Here is a 17,285-nt window from a genome sequence, read left to right as displayed (position 1 = left end):
GCCCGGGCACCGATCGTCCGCGCAGTCCACGGCCCCACCCCCACTCGTGCCTGGAGGCAGTCATGCCCGCGAACAGATCTTCCGCACGCCGCGGCCGCAGACCCGCTGTCGCGCTCCTCGGCGGTCTCGTCAGCGCGTCCCTGGCGCTGACACTGGCGCCCACCGCGGCCGCCGCGCCCATGGCGCCGCCGCCCGGCAAGGACGTCGGCCCCGGCGAGGCGTACATGGGTGTCGGCACCCGCATCGAGCAGGGGCTCGGTGCCGGACCCGACGACCGTGTCATCGGCCCGGCCGACACCAGCGGTGTCCAGGGCGTCGACGTGTCGCACTGGCAGGGCGCCATCAACTGGGGCTCGGTGAAGGCGGCCGGCATCTCCTTCGCCTACATCAAGGCCACGGAGGGCACCAACTTCAAGGACGCGCAGTTCAGCGCGAACTACACCAACGCCTACAACGCGGGGCTCGTCCGCGGCGCGTACCACTTCGCCCGCCCGAACTCCTCCAGCGGCGCCGCGCAGGCCGACTACTTCGCGAGCAACGGCGGCGGCTGGTCGCGGGACAACCAGACGCTGCCCGGCGTCCTGGACATCGAGCACAACCCCGCGGGTGCCATGTGCTACGGCCTGTCCACGACGCAGATGCGCACCTGGATCAACGACTTCCACGCCCGGTACAAGGCCCGCACCTCCCGTGACGTCGTCATCTACACGACGGCGAGCTGGTGGAACACCTGCACCGGGAGCTGGAACGGCATGGCCGCCAAGTCCCCGTTCTGGGTGGCCCACTGGGGCGTGAGCGCCCCGACGGTGCCGAGCGGCTTCCCGACGTGGACGTTCTGGCAGTACTCGGCGACGGGCCGGGTCGGCGGCGTCAACGGCGACGTGGACCGCAACAAGTTCAACGGCACCGCCGCCCGCCTGCTGGCCCTGGCCAACAACACGGCCTGAGGCGGCCGGGGCCGAGGGCGCCGGCTTCCGCCGCGCCCTCGGCCTTCCCCCCTGCCGGACGCCTACCGCATCCGGCCGAGGCTATCCCGGACCCGGCGCGCGTCGCGCAGCCGCTGCTCGTACGTCGCGCCGGCCGCGAGCAGCACCACGAACGCGCCCGCCACCGCGTACGTCGCGGGCTCCGCCGCCAGCGCGAGCAGCCCCGCGTTCACCGCCCCGGCCACCGCGCACCAGAGCCCGGTCCGCGCCAGAGCGTCGGAGACCGGGCGCGCCGCCACCGCCAGCACCCCCGCCACCAGCACCACGTCCACCGCCAGGGCCACCGCGTACGGCGCCTCCGCCACGACGGTGAGCACCAGCGCCGCCACCCAGCCGAGGCCGAGCACCCCGGCACCGGCCACCGCCCACGACCCGGTACGCGGCCCGCCCTCCCGGACCCGGGCCGCCGCGTACCCGGCCCCGAGCAGCACCGCCGCCACGAGCAGCACCACCGGCGCGGCCACGGCGTCCGGCCACACCCCTGACACGGCCGTCACGTCCCGCACACCCTCCGGCGCCCCGGACCACACCCCCGTCCTCAGCGCGGCCGGACCGAGCAGCACCGCCGTCACGGCGGGCAGGGCCGTCAGCACCGCGAGCCCGGTGACCGCCGCCGAGGCGCCCAGCACCCCGCGCCGCACCGGTCGCGGCACCGCCTCGAGCCACCACAGAAGCGCCGGCGCCGCCCCGCACAGCAGGTACACCACGACCGCCCAGCTCCCCGGCACCTCCGTACGCGGCACTCCCCCGACCCCGGCCACCACCGCGAGCCCCGCCACGACTCCCCCGGCCACGGCCCCCTCACCCGGAGCCCGCCACCCGGCGGCCAGCGCCACCACGGCACCGGTCAGCAGCAGCGCGCCCGGCCCCGCGGCGTCGAGCGGGCCGTCCGCCGCCAGCGACGCGCCCAGGCCGATCAGCAGCCCGGCCGCCCCGGCCACGGCGGCGCCCAGCCAGGCGACGGCCCGCACCTCGAGCCCGCGCCCGCCCACCCCCGCCAGGACACCCGCGGCGGCCGTCGCCAGCAGCGCCCAGCCGAAGCCGAGCGGCGACGCCCCCGCCGACCAGGCCCACAGCACCAGCGGGAACTGGCCCGCCACCACCGCCGCGGGCAAGGGCAGGCGCAGCCGCCCCAGCCCCAGCCCGTACGCCGTCCACACCGCGGCGAGCGCCGCCGACGCCAAGGCCGCGAACCCGGGGCCCTCCGCGCCGGGCACCACCGCCGCGTGCAGCGCGTACGCGTCGAGCACCGTCAGCAGCAGGCCCAGCCCGGCCACCGCCTCCGCCGTCGCGGTCAGCCCCCTGCGCAGCAGCGGTACCGGGGCCGCCAGCGTCCCGGCCGTCACCGCCGCCAGCACCACCGAACGGCCGGCGATCCCCATCTCGCCCCAGCCGACCAGGGTGAACGCGACGGCGGCGACGGCCAGCAGCAGCCCGCCGAGGATCAGCAGCACATGCTGCACCCCGCGCGTACCGCCAACGGCCGGCGCCTGCCGTGCAGGCGGCCCCCACGCGGGCGGCGCGGCCTGCGGCCCGGCGCCGGACGGCGGCTGCCACGTCGGCGCGGGCCACGCCCGCCCCGCCGCCACCAGCCAGGCACGCCGGTGCAGCAGCTGACCCCGCCGGGAGTCCAGCCAGACCAGTTCACGGTCGAGGAGCGCCAGCTCCTCGACGGGCGACGACGGCACGTGTGTCATGGCCGGAGCCTGCTGCCATCCGGCCACCTCCTGCATGCGCTCGGGTACTCACTTCGGGTACTCACCTCAGGGGGTGAGTAGCTCGGTGCCGCCCCGCGGAAGGTGCGGGGCGGACAGCGGCCGGAGCCCGGGGCGCGGCCGCGGTTCAGGGTGAACGACGCTCGGCCCCCGAGACCCCTGCGCCCATGGGCGGGCGCACCTGATGCGGGGTGCGGTCGCGTGTGCGAGATTGAGGCTCACCGGGTCCGGCGGCCTCCCCGGTCCGCCGCCCGGCCTCTCAACGCTGATCGGCAGGCAGAGGGAGGCCGGCTTGTTCCCGCTTCCATCCGCCTCGGGACGGGAGGACCATGCAGACGTTCCTGCCCTATCCCGACTTCGCCGCGTCGGCCACGTCGCTCGACGCGCGGCGCCTGGGCAAACAGCGGGTGGAGGCCCTCCAGGTGCTGCGCGGTCTGACGGTTCCCGGCTACGGGTGGCGGCACCATCCGGCCGTGCGCATGTGGACCGGCTACGAGGAAGCGCTGGTGCGCTACGGGCTCGTGGTCTGCCAGGTGTGGACGGAGACCGGGCGCCGGGACACCTGCGCGGCTTCCCTGGTCGCCGATTTCACGGCCCGCCGGACGGACGGGCACGTGCGGACCCAGGAACAGCTCGCCGCCGACGGCGAGTTGCCGCCGTGGCTGGGTGACCCCGCGTTCCACCGCAGCCACCGGTCGGCCCTGCGGACCAAGGCCCCGGAGCTCTACGCTCCCCTGTTCCCGGACGACCCCGACGGCCTGCCGTACGTCTGGCCCGCCTCGGACCGCTCCCGTTAGGTTCTGTCCGGCGGATCACTGGCGGAGCCAGAGTCGGATCGCTGCGGCGGCGACGGTGCCGTGGAAGACGCAGGCAGGTTTGCCGTAACGGGTGGGTGCGCCACGAGGCGTTATGAAATCGAGTCAGGTGAGAGACCTCACCACCGGGTTGTCGTAGCAATCCGGTTGAGGCTGGGGGCAGTTCGATCCCGAGGGATGCCGAGCCGAGCGGTAAGCAGCCCCGACAACGCCGGGACGGGTCGGTACTGCCAGACGACCCGGGTCCGGCTAGCGAGACAGGAAGGTGCACGCAAGAAATCAGTGCCTGACGCCCCGTGATTACGACACCGGCTCGAACCCGGCGGATCTGGGCCGGACGCAGTGCACGACCACCAGCGCTCGTCAGTGGTCGACTCCGAAGCCGACTCTACTCATCGGTGAGGAGGCCACGCTGAAAGTCTGCGGCGTAAGCGTGGCGATGCTGCCGGGGCAGAGCTGGGCACCTCACCTGTCGATCGATTCGTGGTGAACGTGGGAACTGTCCGCGTTCGCCCCCATATCGGACCTCCAGTCCGATCGGGGGCAGGCCCATCGCCGGCTGATGGCCGTCGGGCAGGACGGGGGCTCCGTAGTACTCCGAGGCCGGGAAAGCCGGTCACATGGGGAAGGGGGCCAGCAAGCCAGCAGTAAGGAGACTGGAATGCCAGGAGGCTGTCGCCGGTGAATACCGGCGAGCTGGAATGCGCCTTGATGAAGGCCGAACGCCGGGTACTGGAGATCCAGACCAAGCTGCACCGTTGGGCTGCCGATGATTCTCATCGCAGGTTCGACGACCTGTTCAACCTCATCGCCGATCCCGCCTTCCTGTTGGTGGCGTGGGACCGTGTCCGGGGAAACAAGGGTGCCCGCACGGCCGGAGTGGATGGGAAGACCGCCCGCTCCATCGAAGCCGGGCAGGGAGTCGAGGCGTTTCTCGACAAGCTACGGACCCAGGTCAGAGACCGCAGCTTCCATCCGGTTCCTGTCCGCGAGCGGATGATTCCCAAGGCGAATGGCACCGAACTCGGTGTCGCGGGGATGGGGCGCGTATTTCCGTCCTGGAGTTTCGAACGTCGGTTTCTGTTACCTCAGCCACTACGCTTGGATGAGGGTGACACGATGGATCCGACGCAAGCACCCTGGGATCACTTGGAAATAGCTCCGCCGACGCTATTACGGTGGCGGCTGGTGGCCCGTCACAGAGGAAGCGGAACTGTTCAACCCGGCCAAGGTAAGCACGACCAGATACCGATACCGGGGAAAACTCATTCCGGCTCCGTGGCCACTACGGCATGAGGAACTGAACAGCCCGGAACGGGATTTGCGGAGAGCCCGGTGCCTGGAGACGGGCACGCCGGGTTCGGGAGGCGGCTCGGGGAAACCCACTGGTGGAAACACCAGCAGGGCGCCCCGAGTCGACCTCACCAACCGCGCGGGAGTCCTTTGTGCCTGCGGGTCGATGCCGGACGTTCGATCGCACACGTCGCTGCGGAAGCAGGAATCTCCCGCCACTGCCTGGCCAAGTGGTACGCCCGCTGGCTCGCCCACGGCGAGGACGGCCTTACGGATCGCTCCTCCCCGCCCATCGCCAGCCCCAACCGCACGAGCGAGGACATCGCCGATCTGGTGGAGGCGCTGCGGCGCCAGACCAAGTACGGGCCTGCCCGGCTCGCCGCCGAACTGGAGAAGCTGCACGCATCACCGTGGCAACGGCCACCGTGCACCGAGTCCCTCGTCCGGCGAGGGCTTAGGTTCCGCCCAATGGATCATGTGACTTTCCGACCGGTCGCTCGTTGGTTGGGGCGTAGGTCGGGGGGATCCGACGGGTCATGAGTGGTCATTACTGGAGCCGCACCTACCTCCGCCGGGTGGCCGGGGCGGCCGGTGGGACGACCACCGCACCGTGATCGACGGGATCCTGTTCCGGGCCCGCACCGGTGCCCCGTGGCGTGACCTGCCGGAACGCTACGGGTCGTGGAAGACCGTCTACGAACGGCATAGCCGCTGGTCGGCGGACAGCACCTGGGACCGGATCCTGCAGTCGGTCCAGGCCGACGCCGACCTCGCGGGCACATACCCAAGCCCTCCTCCGACTCGCCCGCCAACGCATCAGCGTCGTGTTCGCCATGCTCCGCGACGGCACCTTCTACGAACCCCGCACGCCCGCCGACGTCGGACTCGCCGCATGACTCCAGCAACCCCGAACCACCCCAAACCCGCCAGGGACGCCTTGACGAAAACATAGAGGCACCCCCCGGGAGAGAGTCACGACTGCGCCCTTCCTGCGGACACTCCTCCTCATTTTTGCCGCTACGGCAAGGGAACTTGTCTGCGCTATGCGGGGCCGGTGAACTGGGGCCCATGACTGAACGTTGGGACGTAATCGTGATCGGGGGCAGCGCCGCGGGCCTGTCCGCCGCGCTGATGCTGGGACGCGCTTGCCGCAACGTGCTGGTCGTGGACGCCAGCGAGCCACGCAACCGCTTCTCCGCCCACATGCACGGAGTGCTCGGCCACGACGGCGACGAGCCAGCCACGCTTCTGGAGCGAGGCCGCCAAGAGATCAGCGCCTACGGTGTGGAACTCCGGCGGGGCCTGGTCACAGGGGTGACGGAGCAAGAAGACGGCGTCGAGGTTTCGATCGAGGGCGCCGGCGCACAGCACGCACGCGCGGTGATCGTCGCCAGCGGGATGACCGACCGGCTCCCCGACGTCCCCGGGCTGGCGAAGTACTGGGGGACCAGCGTCCTGCATTGTCCGTACTGCCACGGGTGGGAAGTCCGAGGCCGCCGCCTCGGAGTGCTCACCACTTCTCCGATCGGCCTGCACCAGGCTCAGCTCATCCGCCAGTGGAGCGAGCAAGTGGTGGTGTTCACCGCCGGCCTCGAGGACCTCGACGAAGCCACCCGTCAGCGCCTGCGGGCCCGGGACATGCGACTGGTCGGAGCACCGGTCACCGAGGTTCTCGGCGACGACAAGCAGCTCAGGTCCGTACACACGTCCGACGGCGAGCTCATCGAACTCGACGCGCTCTTCACGGCTCCGGAGGCCGTTCCGCACGACGGATTCCTCGCCCACCTCGGCCTGGAGCGCGGCGAAACCCCGATGGGCAGTTTCCTGACCGTGGACGCGACCGGCAAGACCGGCAGCGAGCGCATCTGGGCCGCCGGGAACGTGGTCAACCCCGCCGCCAACGTGCCCATGTCGATCAACGCAGGCACCGTGGCCGCCGGCGCGGTGAACATGGCCCTGATCATGGAGGACTTCGACCAGGCGACCACCGGCCCTGGCGTGTAGCCCTCCTAGGCCCTGGTCGGCGCGCGCTGCTCGCCGCCACTCCTGCGCCCGCGCGCGCAGGACTGGACCGCTCTGGGGGGGACACGCCGCGTACGTGTTCCCCCGCTCAGTCTCATGGTCCACGTCCACCCGGTCGTGGTGATGGCCGCCTACGCCGTCGCGGGCGTCGGAATCGAATCGGCTTCGCCGCACCGGCCCTCGCCGCGCTCGCACCGGGCGCCCGGCACTTCTCGCGGCGGCGGGCTCCGGTGCCCGACTCTCTCCGGGGGCGCCGGTTCAGCGCAGCGCGGCCACCAGTGAGTCGCTTGCCGAACACCAGATCTGCCGTGCCTCGCTGAAGCCCTGCTCGCGCAGTGTGTCGAGGTGCCACTGGACAGCGGTGGGGCGGTCGGGCCTCGCGCCCGCCGGTCGAGGTTCGCGTGGGTCGCCGAGCAGGGCGAAGCGGCGGGCGGCGGGTTCGGCGAGGGCAGGGTCGTCAGCGACCCCGCCCCACCAGTCGGCCCAGTCGAGGGCGCCCTCGTTGCGCTGCCGCTCCTGGCGTGTGGTGAGCAGGGCGTTCATCGCCGCGTTGAGGCGGGGCGCGGACTCGTCGTACATGTGGTCGGCGTTGAGGAACACTCCGCCCTCACGCAGCAGTCCGGCGAGGGTGCCGTAGAGGCGGCGCAGCGGCTCGGTGTCGAGCCAGTGCAGGGCGGTGGCGGTGACGACGGCGTCAAAGGTGGTGTGGGGAAGGCGGACGGTCCAGTCGGGGTCGGTGAGGTCGGCTTCGGCGAAGGTGACACGGTCGTCGTCGGCGAAGTGGCCGCGGGCGATGGTCAGCAGGGCCGGGTCGATGTCCACGCAGACGGTGCGGGCGCCGGGGAGCGCACGCAGGACGCGGGTGGTGATGCTGCCGGTGCCGCAGGCGAGGTCGAGGACGAGCGGGGCACGGCCCGCCACGGCTTCGACAGCGTCGGTCATGACCCGGAAGCGTTCCTCCCGGTCCGGCATGTACCACTCCTGCTGGCGGTCCCAGCTCGTCTGCCACTGCTGCCAGTCGGTGGAGGCGGGGGTGGTGGTCATGGGTGGTGGTGTTCCTCTCACTGGCGGGTGGCGGTGGCGAGGTTGCGGGACCGCAGCAGCAGTCGGGTGGTGTCGGCGACGGGCGCGGCCAGGACCGTGGCGCGGTCACCGCTCTCCACCACCCTGCCGGTGTCCAGGACGACCAGGTCGTCGGCGAGCCGCTCGACGAGGGCGAGGTCATGGCCGATCCACAGCACGGCCGTGCCGCACTCCTCGCGCAGCCGCGTGATCTCGGCGGTGACCAGGCCGACGCTGACGGCGTCGAGGGCGGTGGTGATCTCGTCGCAGATCAGGACGTCTGGATCGGCGAGCAAGGCCCTTGCCAAGGCGGCGCGTTGCAGTTCGCCGCCGGACAAGGAGGCGGCGTGCCGGGTTGTGTGCTCCGAGGTGAGGCCGAGCCGTTCCCACAACTGCCGGGCCTGCCGTCCGGCCTCGACCGGGGTGAGGCCGCGCAGACGTACGGCGGTGCGGGCGACCTGGTCGAGGACGGTGCGGCGGTCGTCGAAGGAGTTGCGTACCTCCTGCCAGACGTACTGCACCCCCCGGAGCTGACGGGTGGTGCGGTGACGGAGGACGGGCAGCGGCTCGCCATGGTGGGTGAGATGCCCGCGGTGGCGTCCGTGCAGTCCGGCGAGGCAGCGGGCGAGGACGGTCTTGCCGCTGCCGGAGGGTCCGACGACCGCCGTGCAGCCTCCCTCGCGCACCCGCACGGTCACGTCGTGCAGGATCTCGCCCCGGTGGCCCGGGTGCAGCCACGCGGTCAGGTTCTGGGCCTCCAGTACGGCCCCGGCAGATCTCGTGGGTGTGGCCGGTTCCGGCGGAGGGGGCGGTGCCGGCGGGACCGGGAGGACGTTCGGTGTCGGACCGGTCGCGGTGACCCGGCCGTGCTCCAGCAGGACCGTGCGGGCGGCCACCGCGCGTACCAGGTCGTGGTCGTGGCTGAGCAGGAGTAGAGCGTATCCGTCTGCGGTCAGCCAGGTCAGTTGTTCCGCCAACCGCAGCCGGGCCACCGCGTCCAGACCGGTGCTGGGCTCGTCGAGGACCAGGACGCGCGGGTCGCAGGCCAACACCTGGGCGAGGGCGACACGCTGTCGCTGGCCGCCGGAGAACTGGTGTGGGAAGCGACGCCGGGTCGCCCTGTCGTCGGGCAGGCCGGCCGTGCGCAGGGCGCCGGCCGCGCGCTCCGTGGCGGCCGACCGGTCACGGCCGCCGCCGTCCGGCCGGTGCAGCCGGGCGAGTTCGGTGAGGACCGAGCCGATGCGTCGGGCGGGGTTGAGGGCGTGGGCCGGGTGCTGGGGCATGTAGGAGACGATCCGGCCCCGGACTGCGCGGGCGGCTCCCGTCGGGCCCTCGTCGCCCACCACCTCCACGCCGGCGACCCGTACCGTGCCGCTCAGCCGTACGCCGGGTGCGGCCTCGCCCAGAAGGGCCAGCGCGGCGGTGGTCTTGCCGCTGCCGGACGGGCCCACCAGGGCGGTCACCTCGCCGGAGGTGACGGTGAGGTCGACGCCGTTCAGGAGCCGGGCCCTTCCCGCGTGAGCGGTGAGCCCGTCGACCTCGATCACCGGTTCCACGCCAGCACCTTCTTCCGGTCCCTCGCGGCGCCCGGCAGCAGCCCGTCCGCCAGCAGGTTGACGCCGACGACGAACATCACCAGCATCAGCGTCGGGGCCAGTACCGCCCACGGCTGCACGAACAGTGCCTCCCGGCTCGCGGCGATCACCACACCCCAGTCCGGGGAGGTCGGGTCAAGTCCGAGGCCGAGGAAGTTGGCGGCAGCCACCGTGAACACCGCCCCTCCCACCCGGGTGCCCGCGTCTGCGGCGGCCACCGGCAGCACCACCCGCCCGACGTGCCCGAACAGGACGCGCGCCGGAGACTCGCCCTGCAGCCGCATCGCCTCGGCGACGGGCCCACTGGCCGCGTCCAGCGCAGCCGCCCGCAACAGCCGGGCCACAGCGGGCACGTTCAGCACCGCCACGGCCAGCGCCACCGCGACGGGATGGCCGCGCCAGCCGACCCCGACCACGCTGATCACCAGCAGCGAGGGCAGCGGCAGCAGCAGTTCCACCGGCCGCATCAGCAGATCGTCCAGCCACCGGCTGCGGGCCGAAGCCGCCGCCAGGCCGAGCACGGCGCCCACAGCGACGGCCAGCGCCACCGCGGCACACGCCACGCCCAACGCGCTCGCCCCGCCCCGCAGTACCAGCGTCAGCACGTCCCGGCCCAGCGCGTCCGTCCCGAGAGGATGCCCGTCGCCGGGGGCGTAGGGCATCCCGTCGGAGGGAATGGCGGCGTCCGTCACGAACGGGCCGACGACGGCCGCGGCGACCGGCACCACCAAGAGCAGCGCCCCGCCCGCCGCCCGCCGGGTACTTCCACCGGTACTCATCGCAGTACCTCCGTACGGGGAGCCAGGCGGTGGCTGACGAGGTCCGCCGCCAGGTTGAGCAGGCACGCCACGGCGGCCAGGGCCAGGGTGAGGGCCTGCACGGCGGGCACGTCACGGTTCTGGACCGCCTCCACCAGTGCTGTCGCGGTTCCGGGGACGGCGAAGACGGCCTCGACGACGAGTACGCCGCCGAGCAACTGGTCACCAGTTCGGGCCAGTTCCTGTACGCCGGGCACGGCCGCGCCCGGCAGGACGTGCCGCAGCACCAGCCGGGGCGGCGGCACACCGAGACGGCGGGCCTGCACCGTGTAACCCGCGTGCAGTGCGGTGACCGTTCCGGCGCGGATCTGCCGGGACAGTACGCACACGGTGCGGGCCAGCAGGACCGCCACCGGCAGCACGAACAGCTCCGGACGCTGCCACCAGTCGTCCGCGCCCACCCAGGTCGACGGCAGCCACCCCAGCCGCAGCGCGAACACGCCCACGAGCAGCAACGCGAGGACGAAGTCCGGTACGGAGGTGAGCGTCAGGGTCACTGCCGACACGATCCGGTCGGTGCGGCTGCCCGCCCGCAGTCCGGTCAGCAGGCCGACGGCGACGGCCACCGGCACCAGCAGCACAATCGTCACAGCGGCCAGCGCGGCCGTCACCGGCACCGAGGACGCCAGTATCTCGCTCACCGGGCCCCCACCGACCAGTGATGTCCCCAGGTCACCGGTGACCAGTCCGTGCGCCCAGTCGACGAACCGCTCGACGGCCGGCCGGTCGAGGCCCATCTGCTCCCGCAACCGGGCGACCTGTTCAAGGCCCGCCTGCTCGTTGAAGTCGACGGTCGCGGCGTCACCCGGCAGCAGGTCGGTCAGCAGGAAGACGATGACGCTGAGCGCGGCGAGCTGGACGAGCGTCCATCCGGACCGCCGCATGGCGTAGCGCAGCACCGGGGTCAGGCCAGCCACACCGTGTCGAACCGGGCCCAGTCCACGGTGTTGGGCGGGGCCTCCTTCACTCCCTGGACGCTGCTGGACACAGCGTTCAGCCACTCGGGGTGCCCCCACAGCACCAGCCCGCCCCGATCGCGCAGGGTCGTCTGCACCGATCGGTACCGGGCGGTGCGCTCGTCGTCGTCCACGACGGCCCGCGCGGCGGTGAAGGCGTCGTCGAAGTCGTCGTGCTTCCAGGCGCTCTGGTTCTGCGGGGCGTCGGTGAGCAGCCGTTCGCTGATGTAGGTCGGAATCGTCATGGCGCCACAGCGGTGGTTGGTGACGGTGCCCTTGGTCAGCGCGTCCGTGAAGTACGACTCCGGCGGTCCGTTGACGATCTCCACCCTCAGCCCGGCCTCCCCTGCCTGCTCTTTGAAGAGGTGGGCGGCCTGCGTGAATCCGTCGGCGGCGGTGGAGGTGTAGAAGGTGACCTTCTTGTTGTACAGGCCGGTGCGCTTGAGCAGTCGGCGGGCCTCCGCCACGTCCTGCTCGCGCTGTTCCAGGCCGTCGGGGTAGTAGGTGTAGCCCTTGCCGTACAGGTCGTCGCCGATCTCGGCGCGACCCGAGCAGACCACCTCCACCAGCCGCTTACGGTTCACAAGCAGCTTGACGGCCATCGCCGCGTCCGGGTCGTCGAACGGCGCCCGGTCCGTCTTCAGCGCGAATCCCTGCACCCCGCTTCGCTTGGTGGCCACCACCCGCACCCGGCTGTCATGGGCGACGGTACGGGCGAAGGTGGGCGTCATCTCGTGCGCGAAGTGCACCTCGCCGCTGCGGACGGCGGCAGTGCGGGCCTCGCTCTCCGCCGAGAGGATGCGTATCTCGTCCACGTGCGGGGCACCGTTCCAGTGGTCGTCGAAACGACGGCCGGTGAAGACGCGCCCGGCCGTGAAGGAGACGAACCGGAACGGGCCGGTGCCGACGGGCTTCGTCGGATCGTCCCAGCCGTCACGGACGATGGGCGTGCCCGTCATCGCGAGCAGGCTGGGCAGTTCGGCGTTGGGCCGGTCGAGGGCGATCTCCACACCCCGCTTGCCGACCTTGCGGCAGTTGGCCAGGTCGACGTGGGACAAGGAGTTCTTCGCCAAGTGGTCGGCGGCGTTCGGGGCGAGGATACGGGACAGGCTGTACAGCACGTCGTCCGCGCCGAGGGCGTGGCCGTCGTGGAAACGGGCCTCGCGCAGCTCGAACCGCCACACCCGGGCCTCGTCGTCGCTGGACCAGGAGCGGGCCAGCCGCGGCACCGGCCGCAGGGTCGAGTCCAGCTCCACCAGCTTGTCGAAGACGGCCTTGTGCCGGGCGATGTCCACGAACTGGCGCTGCGCGTGCGGGTCCATGGTCTCCTTCACGCCCGCACCGGGAAAGGCCGCGCTCAGCCTCCCGCCCTTCTTCGGAGAAGAGGAAGCGGAACCGGCGGACGAGCAACCGGGAAGCAGCAGTCCGGCGCCGGTCGCAACCGCCGCGGTGAGCACACTCCGGCGCGTGGGGGTGACCGGCATGTGGACGAACCTTCCTGCCTGTTGTGCTTCGACACCACGGCATATACATCACAACCGTAACTGCAAGCTTTGCGCAATAGGGACAGTTGTGGAACTGATCACTCAGTTCCACAACGCTGCCGGGCATACTGCGCGGCGTACACACGAGCGACGGGAACCAGGAAGCCGGTGCGAATCCGGCGCGGTCCCGGAGGGCAGCGGCAGCGTGTCCTGGTGGCCCGAGCGCTCTCCGTCGAACCGAGCGTGCTGCTGCTGGACGAGCCCTGCACCGGTCTCGACGTGCCGACGCAGGAGCTGCTCACCGACCTCTTCGGCGAACTGAGCGACGAGGGGAAAGCCGTTCTCATGACCACCCACGACCTGGTCGGAGCCGTCCACACCTGCGACAAGCTCTGCCTCGTCAACCGCACGGTGATCGCCACCGGGACCCCCGACACGCTCCGCGACGGTGAATCGTGGCGGTGCTCTCCTCAGCCGTGTGCGGTGTCGTCGGCTGTTATGTGGTGCTGCGTGGTATGGCGTTCGTCGGCGACGCGGTGGCCCACGCCGTCTTCCCCGGCCTCGCCGCCGCCTTCGTGATCCAGGGCAATCCGGTGCTGGGGGGCGCCGTCGCCGGTGTGCTCACCGCGATCGGGATCGCTGTCTTCGCGCAGAACCGGCAGCTGCGCGAGGACAGCGTCATCGGAGTGTTCTTCGTCGCCGCGTTCGCTCTGGGCATCGTGATCATCAGTCGCTCGCCCGGCTACTCCGGCTCGCTGCAACAGTTCCTCTTCGGCTCCATCACCGGTATCCCCGGCGAGGACATCATGGTGGTCGCCGTCACCACAACGGCACTCCTGCTGTTCGCCTTTCTCTTCCACAAGGAGTTCGTCGCCGTCACCTCGACCGGGAATCGGCTCGCGCGGTGGGCCTGCCCGTCTTCGCCCTCGACCTCGCGCTGTACGTCATGGTCTCGGTCGCCGTCGTCATCTCGGTCCAGACGATCGGCAACATCCTCGTGCTGGCGCTCCTGGTCACTCCTGCGGCCGGTGCCCGTCCTCTCACCGACCGGCTCGGCGTCATGATGCTGCTCGCCCCGCTTCTCGGCGCCACGTCGGCCTCTACCTCTCCTGGAGCCTGGACCTGCCCACCGGAGGGACGATCGTCCTGGCCGCCACCGTCTTCTTCCTGCTCGCCTGGGTCCTCGCCCCCGCCACGGCGCTCTGACCCGCCTCTGGCAACGCAGGCAGCGCACACAGATACCCGCTCTGTGAGAGAACAGGGCCCAGGCTCAGGCGTCCGCCGCTGACCTTCGGCTACTGGACCGGCTGGCCCAAGCTCCCAACCGAGCGGGGCCAGCCGCCTCCGGGTGTCCGGGCCCCGAGGCACGGGCCCGGACACAACCATCGCCCCAGAAAAGCGTCCGCCTCAGCTCACGAAGTCCGCACGACGGTCGACACGGGCGTCGTGCGCCCCGCCCCGCCCCGTCGTCATGGTCCTGGCGGGCACCAGGTGGCCGCTGACGGCGCGGAGTTTCTCCCGCGTCTCCTCCAGTTCCCGTTCCGGGTCGGAGTGCGCCACGATGCCCGCGCCCGCGCGCAGCCAGGTCCGGCCGCCCCGGCGCAGGACGGTACGCAGCACCAGGGCGGCGTCCAGGGTGCCGTCGGCCTCCAGGCGTACGACGGCGCCGCTGTACAGTCCGCGCTCGTCTTCCTCGGCGTGGCCGATGGCCGTGAGCGCAGGGCCTTTGGGTATCCCGGAAGCGGTGACCGCGGGGAACAGCGCGGCGAGGGCGTCCCACCGGTCGCGACCGGTCGCGAGCCGGCCCCGCAGACGGGAGGCGAGGTGCTGCACGCTGCCTCGTTCCTCGACCCCCATGAACTCCTCGGTGCGCACCGACTCCGGCAGGCACACCGTGTTCATCTCCTCCTGCACCAGGCGCACGGAGACGGCGTGCTCGTACACCTCCTTGGCGTCGCGGTGGAGTTCGGCACGACGGGCGGCGTCCGCGTCGCCATCGCCGGTCAGGGCGCGCGTTCCGGCCAGCGGCTGGGCCGTGACGAGGCCCTCGGCGTCGATCCGGGCGACGATCTCGGGGCTGAAGCCGGCGGCCTCCCACCCCCCGTGCCGCAGCAGGAAGGAACGGGCCGGAAGATGGCTGCGCCTCCCGGCCAGATAGGTGGCCGGCAGGCTGATCTCCTCCGGTACGGACACGGTGCGGGAGACGATGGCCTTGTCGAACTCCCCCGCCTGGATGGCGCGTACGACAGCCGCGACTGCGACGCGGTACCGGTCGGCGCCCTCCTCCAGATCGACAGGCACGCGTGCCTCGGTCGGCTCACCGGCCGAGGCCGTCGCGTCGCACAGCCGTCTCTCCAGAGCGTCGAGCGCGTCCGGGTCGCCGGCCCGCAGGACCGCGGTGGTGGGCGTCAGTACGATCTCGCGCTCGGGGACGACGAAGCGGGCGACGGCTCCGTGACCGGACGTGCCGCCTCCGTGGTAGGCGTGGGCGAGTTCGAAGGCGATCCAGCCGTGCGCCGGTCCGGCACCGCCGGTCCGGTTCCGCAGCAGTTCACCGGCGGAGGCCAACGGGTGCGGGCCGACGGGTACTTGCACCGGGTCGCTGCCCGGTCCGTGCAGGCTGACGTTGGCCCGGCCCACCTCGACGACCACGGACTCGCCCTCACTCCAGGTGACGTGACCGTCGTGCTCGTAGAGGAGGTGGGGGGCGTCGGTGTTCGCGGCGAGCGCCGCGGCGACGGCGACGGGATCGCCGGTGAAGGTGAGTTCGCGTTCGAGGATGGGTTCCCGAGGGCTCACGGGATGTTCTCGCTTTCCGGTAGGTGGTGGGGCGTCGGCGGTCGCAGCGGTGTCGATGGACCGGCCACGAGGCACGCCGGTGGCGCCTCGCGGCGGTGATGCGTGACTTGGACGGCGGGAAGACGGGCGCGGGACGGCCGGTGCCGCCTCGTCAGCGGATGAGCTTGCCGATCTCCGGCGAGCCCGGGACCCCCGCGGCACTCACCAGGCTGCTGCTCATCCCTGCCTCGCACGCGAGCTGTTCGAGGCTGAGGTTCTCCCAGTCGTAGCTGTCGGAGTTGGTGCGCACCAGCTCGCCTTGGCGGAAGACTTTCCAGGTGGTCCGCCAGCGCATCACTTGGCCCTCGACGGGTTCGGCCTCCGTCCACCACTCGTACGTCTGCTCGCCGATCGACTCGCGCAGCATCCGGAAGGGCGGCACATGCCGGGCGGCGCCCACCCCCATCAGCTCCACGATGACCGGTCCGCCGACGGGCAGTCTGCTGCGCAGGTCGCGCCAGAGCTGGCCGCGTTCGGCCGTAGTGAGGTGGCCGACCACGCCGAAGATCACCACGGCGCTGACGGTGCCGGGCAGCGTCAGCTCCTGCGCGGGTTCCGCCACGACCGTGACGCGCTGGCGCAGGTCCTCGTCCCCGAACACCCGGCTCGTGAGCATCGCCCGCATCGGGACGGACGGCTCCGCGGCGATGATCGGGACGCCCGGCAGGGCCTGGGCGATGGTGGCGGTGATCCGTCCGGTACCCGCACCGATCTCGACGACAGGACCGTGGGTGGTGTCGACTCCCGCCAGGGCGGCGGTGAGGGGACCGGCGCTCGTCCGGACGTGGCGCGCGGCCACCATCTCGTAGAACTCCGCGGAGGCGGTGTAGTAGTCCGCGACCATGACGGTGACGTCCTTTCCGTTCTCGTCGGCCTCAGGGGGTGCTGGGCCAGGTACGCGTGGGCCGGCGGAGGTCGAGACCGAGATCCCGGCCGATGGCCGCGACCAGCGGAGTCCGCTGGGGGACGAGGAAGAAGTGGCCGCCGTCGAAGGCGGTGACGGCCAGGGGCTGCCGTGTGGTGCTCGCCCACGTCTCGGCGTCCGGCGCGCCGCACTCGGGGTCCCGGTCCCCGAAGAAGACGCTGACCGGGCAGTCCAGGGGGGCGGTGGAGGACGGCCGGTACGTCTCGATCAGCCGGTAGTCGCTGCGGACGTATCCCAGGACGGCGGCACGCAGTTCGGGGTCCGCGAGCACTTCCTGAGGTGTCCCGCCGTAGCGCGCCAGTTCGTCCATCAGCGCGCCGTCGTCCTGGCGGTGGAGGTCCCCCACCACGGCGTGATGCGGTGACGCCCGGCCGGCGACCAGCAGCCTGGCCGGCGCGGGGAGGCCCCGGCGGCGCAGCTCAAGAGCCACCTCGTAGGCGACCGCACTGCCCATGCTGTGGCCGAAGAGGGCGTAGGGGCGGTCGAGTTGGTACTGGAGGACGTCGACGACCTCGCTGACCAGGGCGTCCATCGAGCTGACCGGATCGTCGGCGAACCGGTCCTCCCGGCCCGGGTACTGCACGGTCACGTGCTCGATCTCGTCGGGCAGCAGTCGCTGCCAGGGGCGGAACGAGGAAGCCGCTCCGCCCGCGTGCGGAAAGCACACCAGGCGCAGACGCGCTTCGGGCCGGACCACCGGCTTGCGCAGCCACGGTCCGAGAACCGACTGATTCACCATTCTCTCCTACCGCGAGAGCCGCAGCCCTTACCGCGAG

15 protein-coding genes and 2 pseudogenes are annotated in these 17,285 nt (G+C 71.8%); 8 read left to right on the top strand and 9 right to left on the bottom strand.

Annotated features, from left to right (window positions below; genetic code table 11):
* The first annotated feature begins 62 nt into the window (after window positions 1-62).
* Window positions 63-947: a lysozyme gene (locus tag ACFWMZ_RS09260; RefSeq protein WP_383171837.1), complete on the top strand. Its 885-nt coding sequence runs from the start codon at window positions 63-65 to the stop codon at window positions 945-947.
* Between the two features lie 62 nt (window positions 948-1,009).
* Here ACFWMZ_RS09260 and ACFWMZ_RS09255 read toward each other — a convergent pair whose 3' ends face one another.
* Complete coding sequence (locus ACFWMZ_RS09255) at window positions 1,010-2,683, bottom strand: hypothetical protein (protein WP_383171835.1); 1,674 nt, start codon at window positions 2,681-2,683, stop codon at window positions 1,010-1,012.
* A 347-nt stretch (window positions 2,684-3,030) separates the two neighbouring features.
* On the opposite strand from ACFWMZ_RS09255, the gene ACFWMZ_RS09250 reads away from it, so the two are divergent.
* The 5 genes and pseudogenes from ACFWMZ_RS09250 (at window position 3,031) to ACFWMZ_RS09230 (ending at window position 6,813) form a co-directional block, all read left to right on the top strand.
* On the top strand, window positions 3,031-3,498 hold the full coding sequence (locus tag ACFWMZ_RS09250) for an MSMEG_6728 family protein (protein WP_383171833.1): 468 nt from the start codon (window positions 3,031-3,033) through the stop codon (window positions 3,496-3,498).
* 1,030 nt (window positions 3,499-4,528) lie between these two features.
* Window positions 4,529-4,675 carry a group II intron maturase-specific domain-containing protein gene (locus tag ACFWMZ_RS09245; protein WP_383200485.1) on the top strand — a complete coding sequence of 49 codons (147 nt, stop codon included), beginning with the start codon at window positions 4,529-4,531 and terminating at the stop codon, window positions 4,673-4,675.
* A 176-nt stretch (window positions 4,676-4,851) separates the two neighbouring features.
* Window positions 4,852-5,349: a helix-turn-helix domain-containing protein gene (locus tag ACFWMZ_RS09240; RefSeq protein WP_383200482.1), complete on the top strand. Its 498-nt coding sequence runs from the start codon at window positions 4,852-4,854 to the stop codon at window positions 5,347-5,349.
* Between the two features lie 10 nt (window positions 5,350-5,359).
* Window positions 5,360-5,591, top strand: a pseudogene (locus tag ACFWMZ_RS09235) (transposase); the annotation flags it as partial.
* Between the two features lie 286 nt (window positions 5,592-5,877).
* Window positions 5,878-6,813 (top strand): NAD(P)/FAD-dependent oxidoreductase, encoded by a 936-nt coding sequence (locus ACFWMZ_RS09230; protein WP_383200480.1) that lies wholly within the window; start codon window positions 5,878-5,880, stop codon window positions 6,811-6,813.
* Between the two features lie 276 nt (window positions 6,814-7,089).
* On the opposite strand, the gene ACFWMZ_RS09225 is transcribed toward ACFWMZ_RS09230, so the two are convergent.
* From ACFWMZ_RS09225 to ACFWMZ_RS09205, 5 genes are read right to left on the bottom strand one after another with little or no spacing between them, the layout of a single operon-like run.
* Complete coding sequence (locus ACFWMZ_RS09225; protein ID WP_383171823.1) at window positions 7,090-7,875, bottom strand: methyltransferase; 786 nt, start codon at window positions 7,873-7,875, stop codon at window positions 7,090-7,092.
* A 17-nt stretch (window positions 7,876-7,892) separates the two neighbouring features.
* The gene (locus ACFWMZ_RS09220; RefSeq protein WP_383200477.1) at window positions 7,893-9,449 is read right to left on the bottom strand and encodes an ABC transporter ATP-binding protein; all 1,557 of its coding nucleotides are present in this window, start codon (window positions 9,447-9,449) and stop codon (window positions 7,893-7,895) included.
* Window positions 9,437-10,267, bottom strand: a complete 831-nt coding sequence (locus ACFWMZ_RS09215; protein WP_383171819.1) for an ABC transporter permease subunit — start codon at window positions 10,265-10,267, stop codon at window positions 9,437-9,439. Before ACFWMZ_RS09215 ends, ACFWMZ_RS09220 begins: the two co-directional genes overlap by 13 nt.
* Complete coding sequence (locus ACFWMZ_RS09210) at window positions 10,264-11,205, bottom strand: ABC transporter permease (RefSeq protein WP_383172014.1); 942 nt, start codon at window positions 11,203-11,205, stop codon at window positions 10,264-10,266. The genes ACFWMZ_RS09215 and ACFWMZ_RS09210 overlap by 4 nt, the downstream gene beginning before the upstream one ends.
* Window positions 11,206-11,210: 5 nt before the next feature.
* Window positions 11,211-12,584, bottom strand: a complete 1,374-nt coding sequence (locus tag ACFWMZ_RS09205; protein ID WP_383171817.1) for an ABC transporter substrate-binding protein — start codon at window positions 12,582-12,584, stop codon at window positions 11,211-11,213.
* 330 nt (window positions 12,585-12,914) lie between these two features.
* Between ACFWMZ_RS09205 and ACFWMZ_RS09200 the strand changes: the two genes are divergently transcribed.
* Together ACFWMZ_RS09200 and ACFWMZ_RS09195 are read left to right on the top strand one after the other, a co-directional pair.
* Window positions 12,915-13,325 (top strand): AAA family ATPase, encoded by a 411-nt coding sequence (locus ACFWMZ_RS09200; protein WP_383200474.1) that lies wholly within the window; start codon window positions 12,915-12,917, stop codon window positions 13,323-13,325.
* Window positions 13,262-14,034, top strand: a pseudogene (locus tag ACFWMZ_RS09195) (iron chelate uptake ABC transporter family permease subunit). Before ACFWMZ_RS09200 ends, ACFWMZ_RS09195 begins: the two are co-directional and overlap by 64 nt.
* 119 nt (window positions 14,035-14,153) lie before the next feature.
* Here ACFWMZ_RS09195 and ACFWMZ_RS09190 read toward each other — a convergent pair.
* The 3 genes from ACFWMZ_RS09190 to ACFWMZ_RS09180 form a co-directional block, all read right to left on the bottom strand.
* The gene (locus ACFWMZ_RS09190; protein WP_383171813.1) at window positions 14,154-15,545 is read right to left on the bottom strand and encodes a salicylate synthase; all 1,392 of its coding nucleotides are present in this window, start codon (window positions 15,543-15,545) and stop codon (window positions 14,154-14,156) included.
* Window positions 15,546-15,696: 151 nt separating this feature from the next.
* Window positions 15,697-16,428, bottom strand: a complete 732-nt coding sequence (locus ACFWMZ_RS09185) for a class I SAM-dependent methyltransferase (RefSeq protein ID WP_383171811.1) — start codon at window positions 16,426-16,428, stop codon at window positions 15,697-15,699.
* Window positions 16,429-16,459: 31 nt separating this feature from the next.
* Window positions 16,460-17,248 (bottom strand): thioesterase II family protein, encoded by a 789-nt coding sequence (locus ACFWMZ_RS09180; protein ID WP_383171809.1) that lies wholly within the window; start codon window positions 17,246-17,248, stop codon window positions 16,460-16,462.
* Window positions 17,249-17,285 lie beyond the last annotated feature (37 nt).

It is taken from the genome of Streptomyces sp. NPDC058373 (genome assembly GCF_042723275.1).
Lineage (GTDB): Bacteria > Actinomycetota > Actinomycetes > Streptomycetales > Streptomycetaceae > Streptomyces.
The sequence above is the reverse complement of the archived record's forward strand: the minus strand, read 5'-3'. Positions and strand labels throughout refer to the sequence as shown.

What these genes read in the sequence shown, in the direction of transcription:
- ACFWMZ_RS09250 (WP_383171833.1), top strand. Translation starts at nt 3,031, where the DNA reads ATGCAGACGTTCCTGCCCTATCCCGACTTCGCCGCGTCGGCCACGTCG.
- ACFWMZ_RS09225 (WP_383171823.1), bottom strand. Translation starts at nt 7,875, where the DNA reads ATGACCACCACCCCCGCCTCCACCGACTGGCAGCAGTGGCAGACGAGC.
- ACFWMZ_RS09230 (WP_383200480.1), top strand. Translation starts at nt 5,878, where the DNA reads ATGACTGAACGTTGGGACGTAATCGTGATCGGGGGCAGCGCCGCGGGC.
- ACFWMZ_RS09260 (WP_383171837.1), top strand. Translation starts at nt 63, where the DNA reads ATGCCCGCGAACAGATCTTCCGCACGCCGCGGCCGCAGACCCGCTGTC.
- ACFWMZ_RS09255 (WP_383171835.1), bottom strand. Translation starts at nt 2,683, where the DNA reads ATGACACACGTGCCGTCGTCGCCCGTCGAGGAGCTGGCGCTCCTCGAC.
- ACFWMZ_RS09185 (WP_383171811.1), bottom strand. Translation starts at nt 16,428, where the DNA reads ATGGTCGCGGACTACTACACCGCCTCCGCGGAGTTCTACGAGATGGTG.
- ACFWMZ_RS09205 (WP_383171817.1), bottom strand. Translation starts at nt 12,584, where the DNA reads ATGGACCCGCACGCGCAGCGCCAGTTCGTGGACATCGCCCGGCACAAG.
- ACFWMZ_RS09215 (WP_383171819.1), bottom strand. Translation starts at nt 10,267, where the DNA reads ATGAGTACCGGTGGAAGTACCCGGCGGGCGGCGGGCGGGGCGCTGCTC.
- ACFWMZ_RS09180 (WP_383171809.1), bottom strand. Translation starts at nt 17,248, where the DNA reads ATGGTGAATCAGTCGGTTCTCGGACCGTGGCTGCGCAAGCCGGTGGTC.
- ACFWMZ_RS09245 (WP_383200485.1), top strand. Translation starts at nt 4,529, where the DNA reads ATGGCACCGAACTCGGTGTCGCGGGGATGGGGCGCGTATTTCCGTCCT.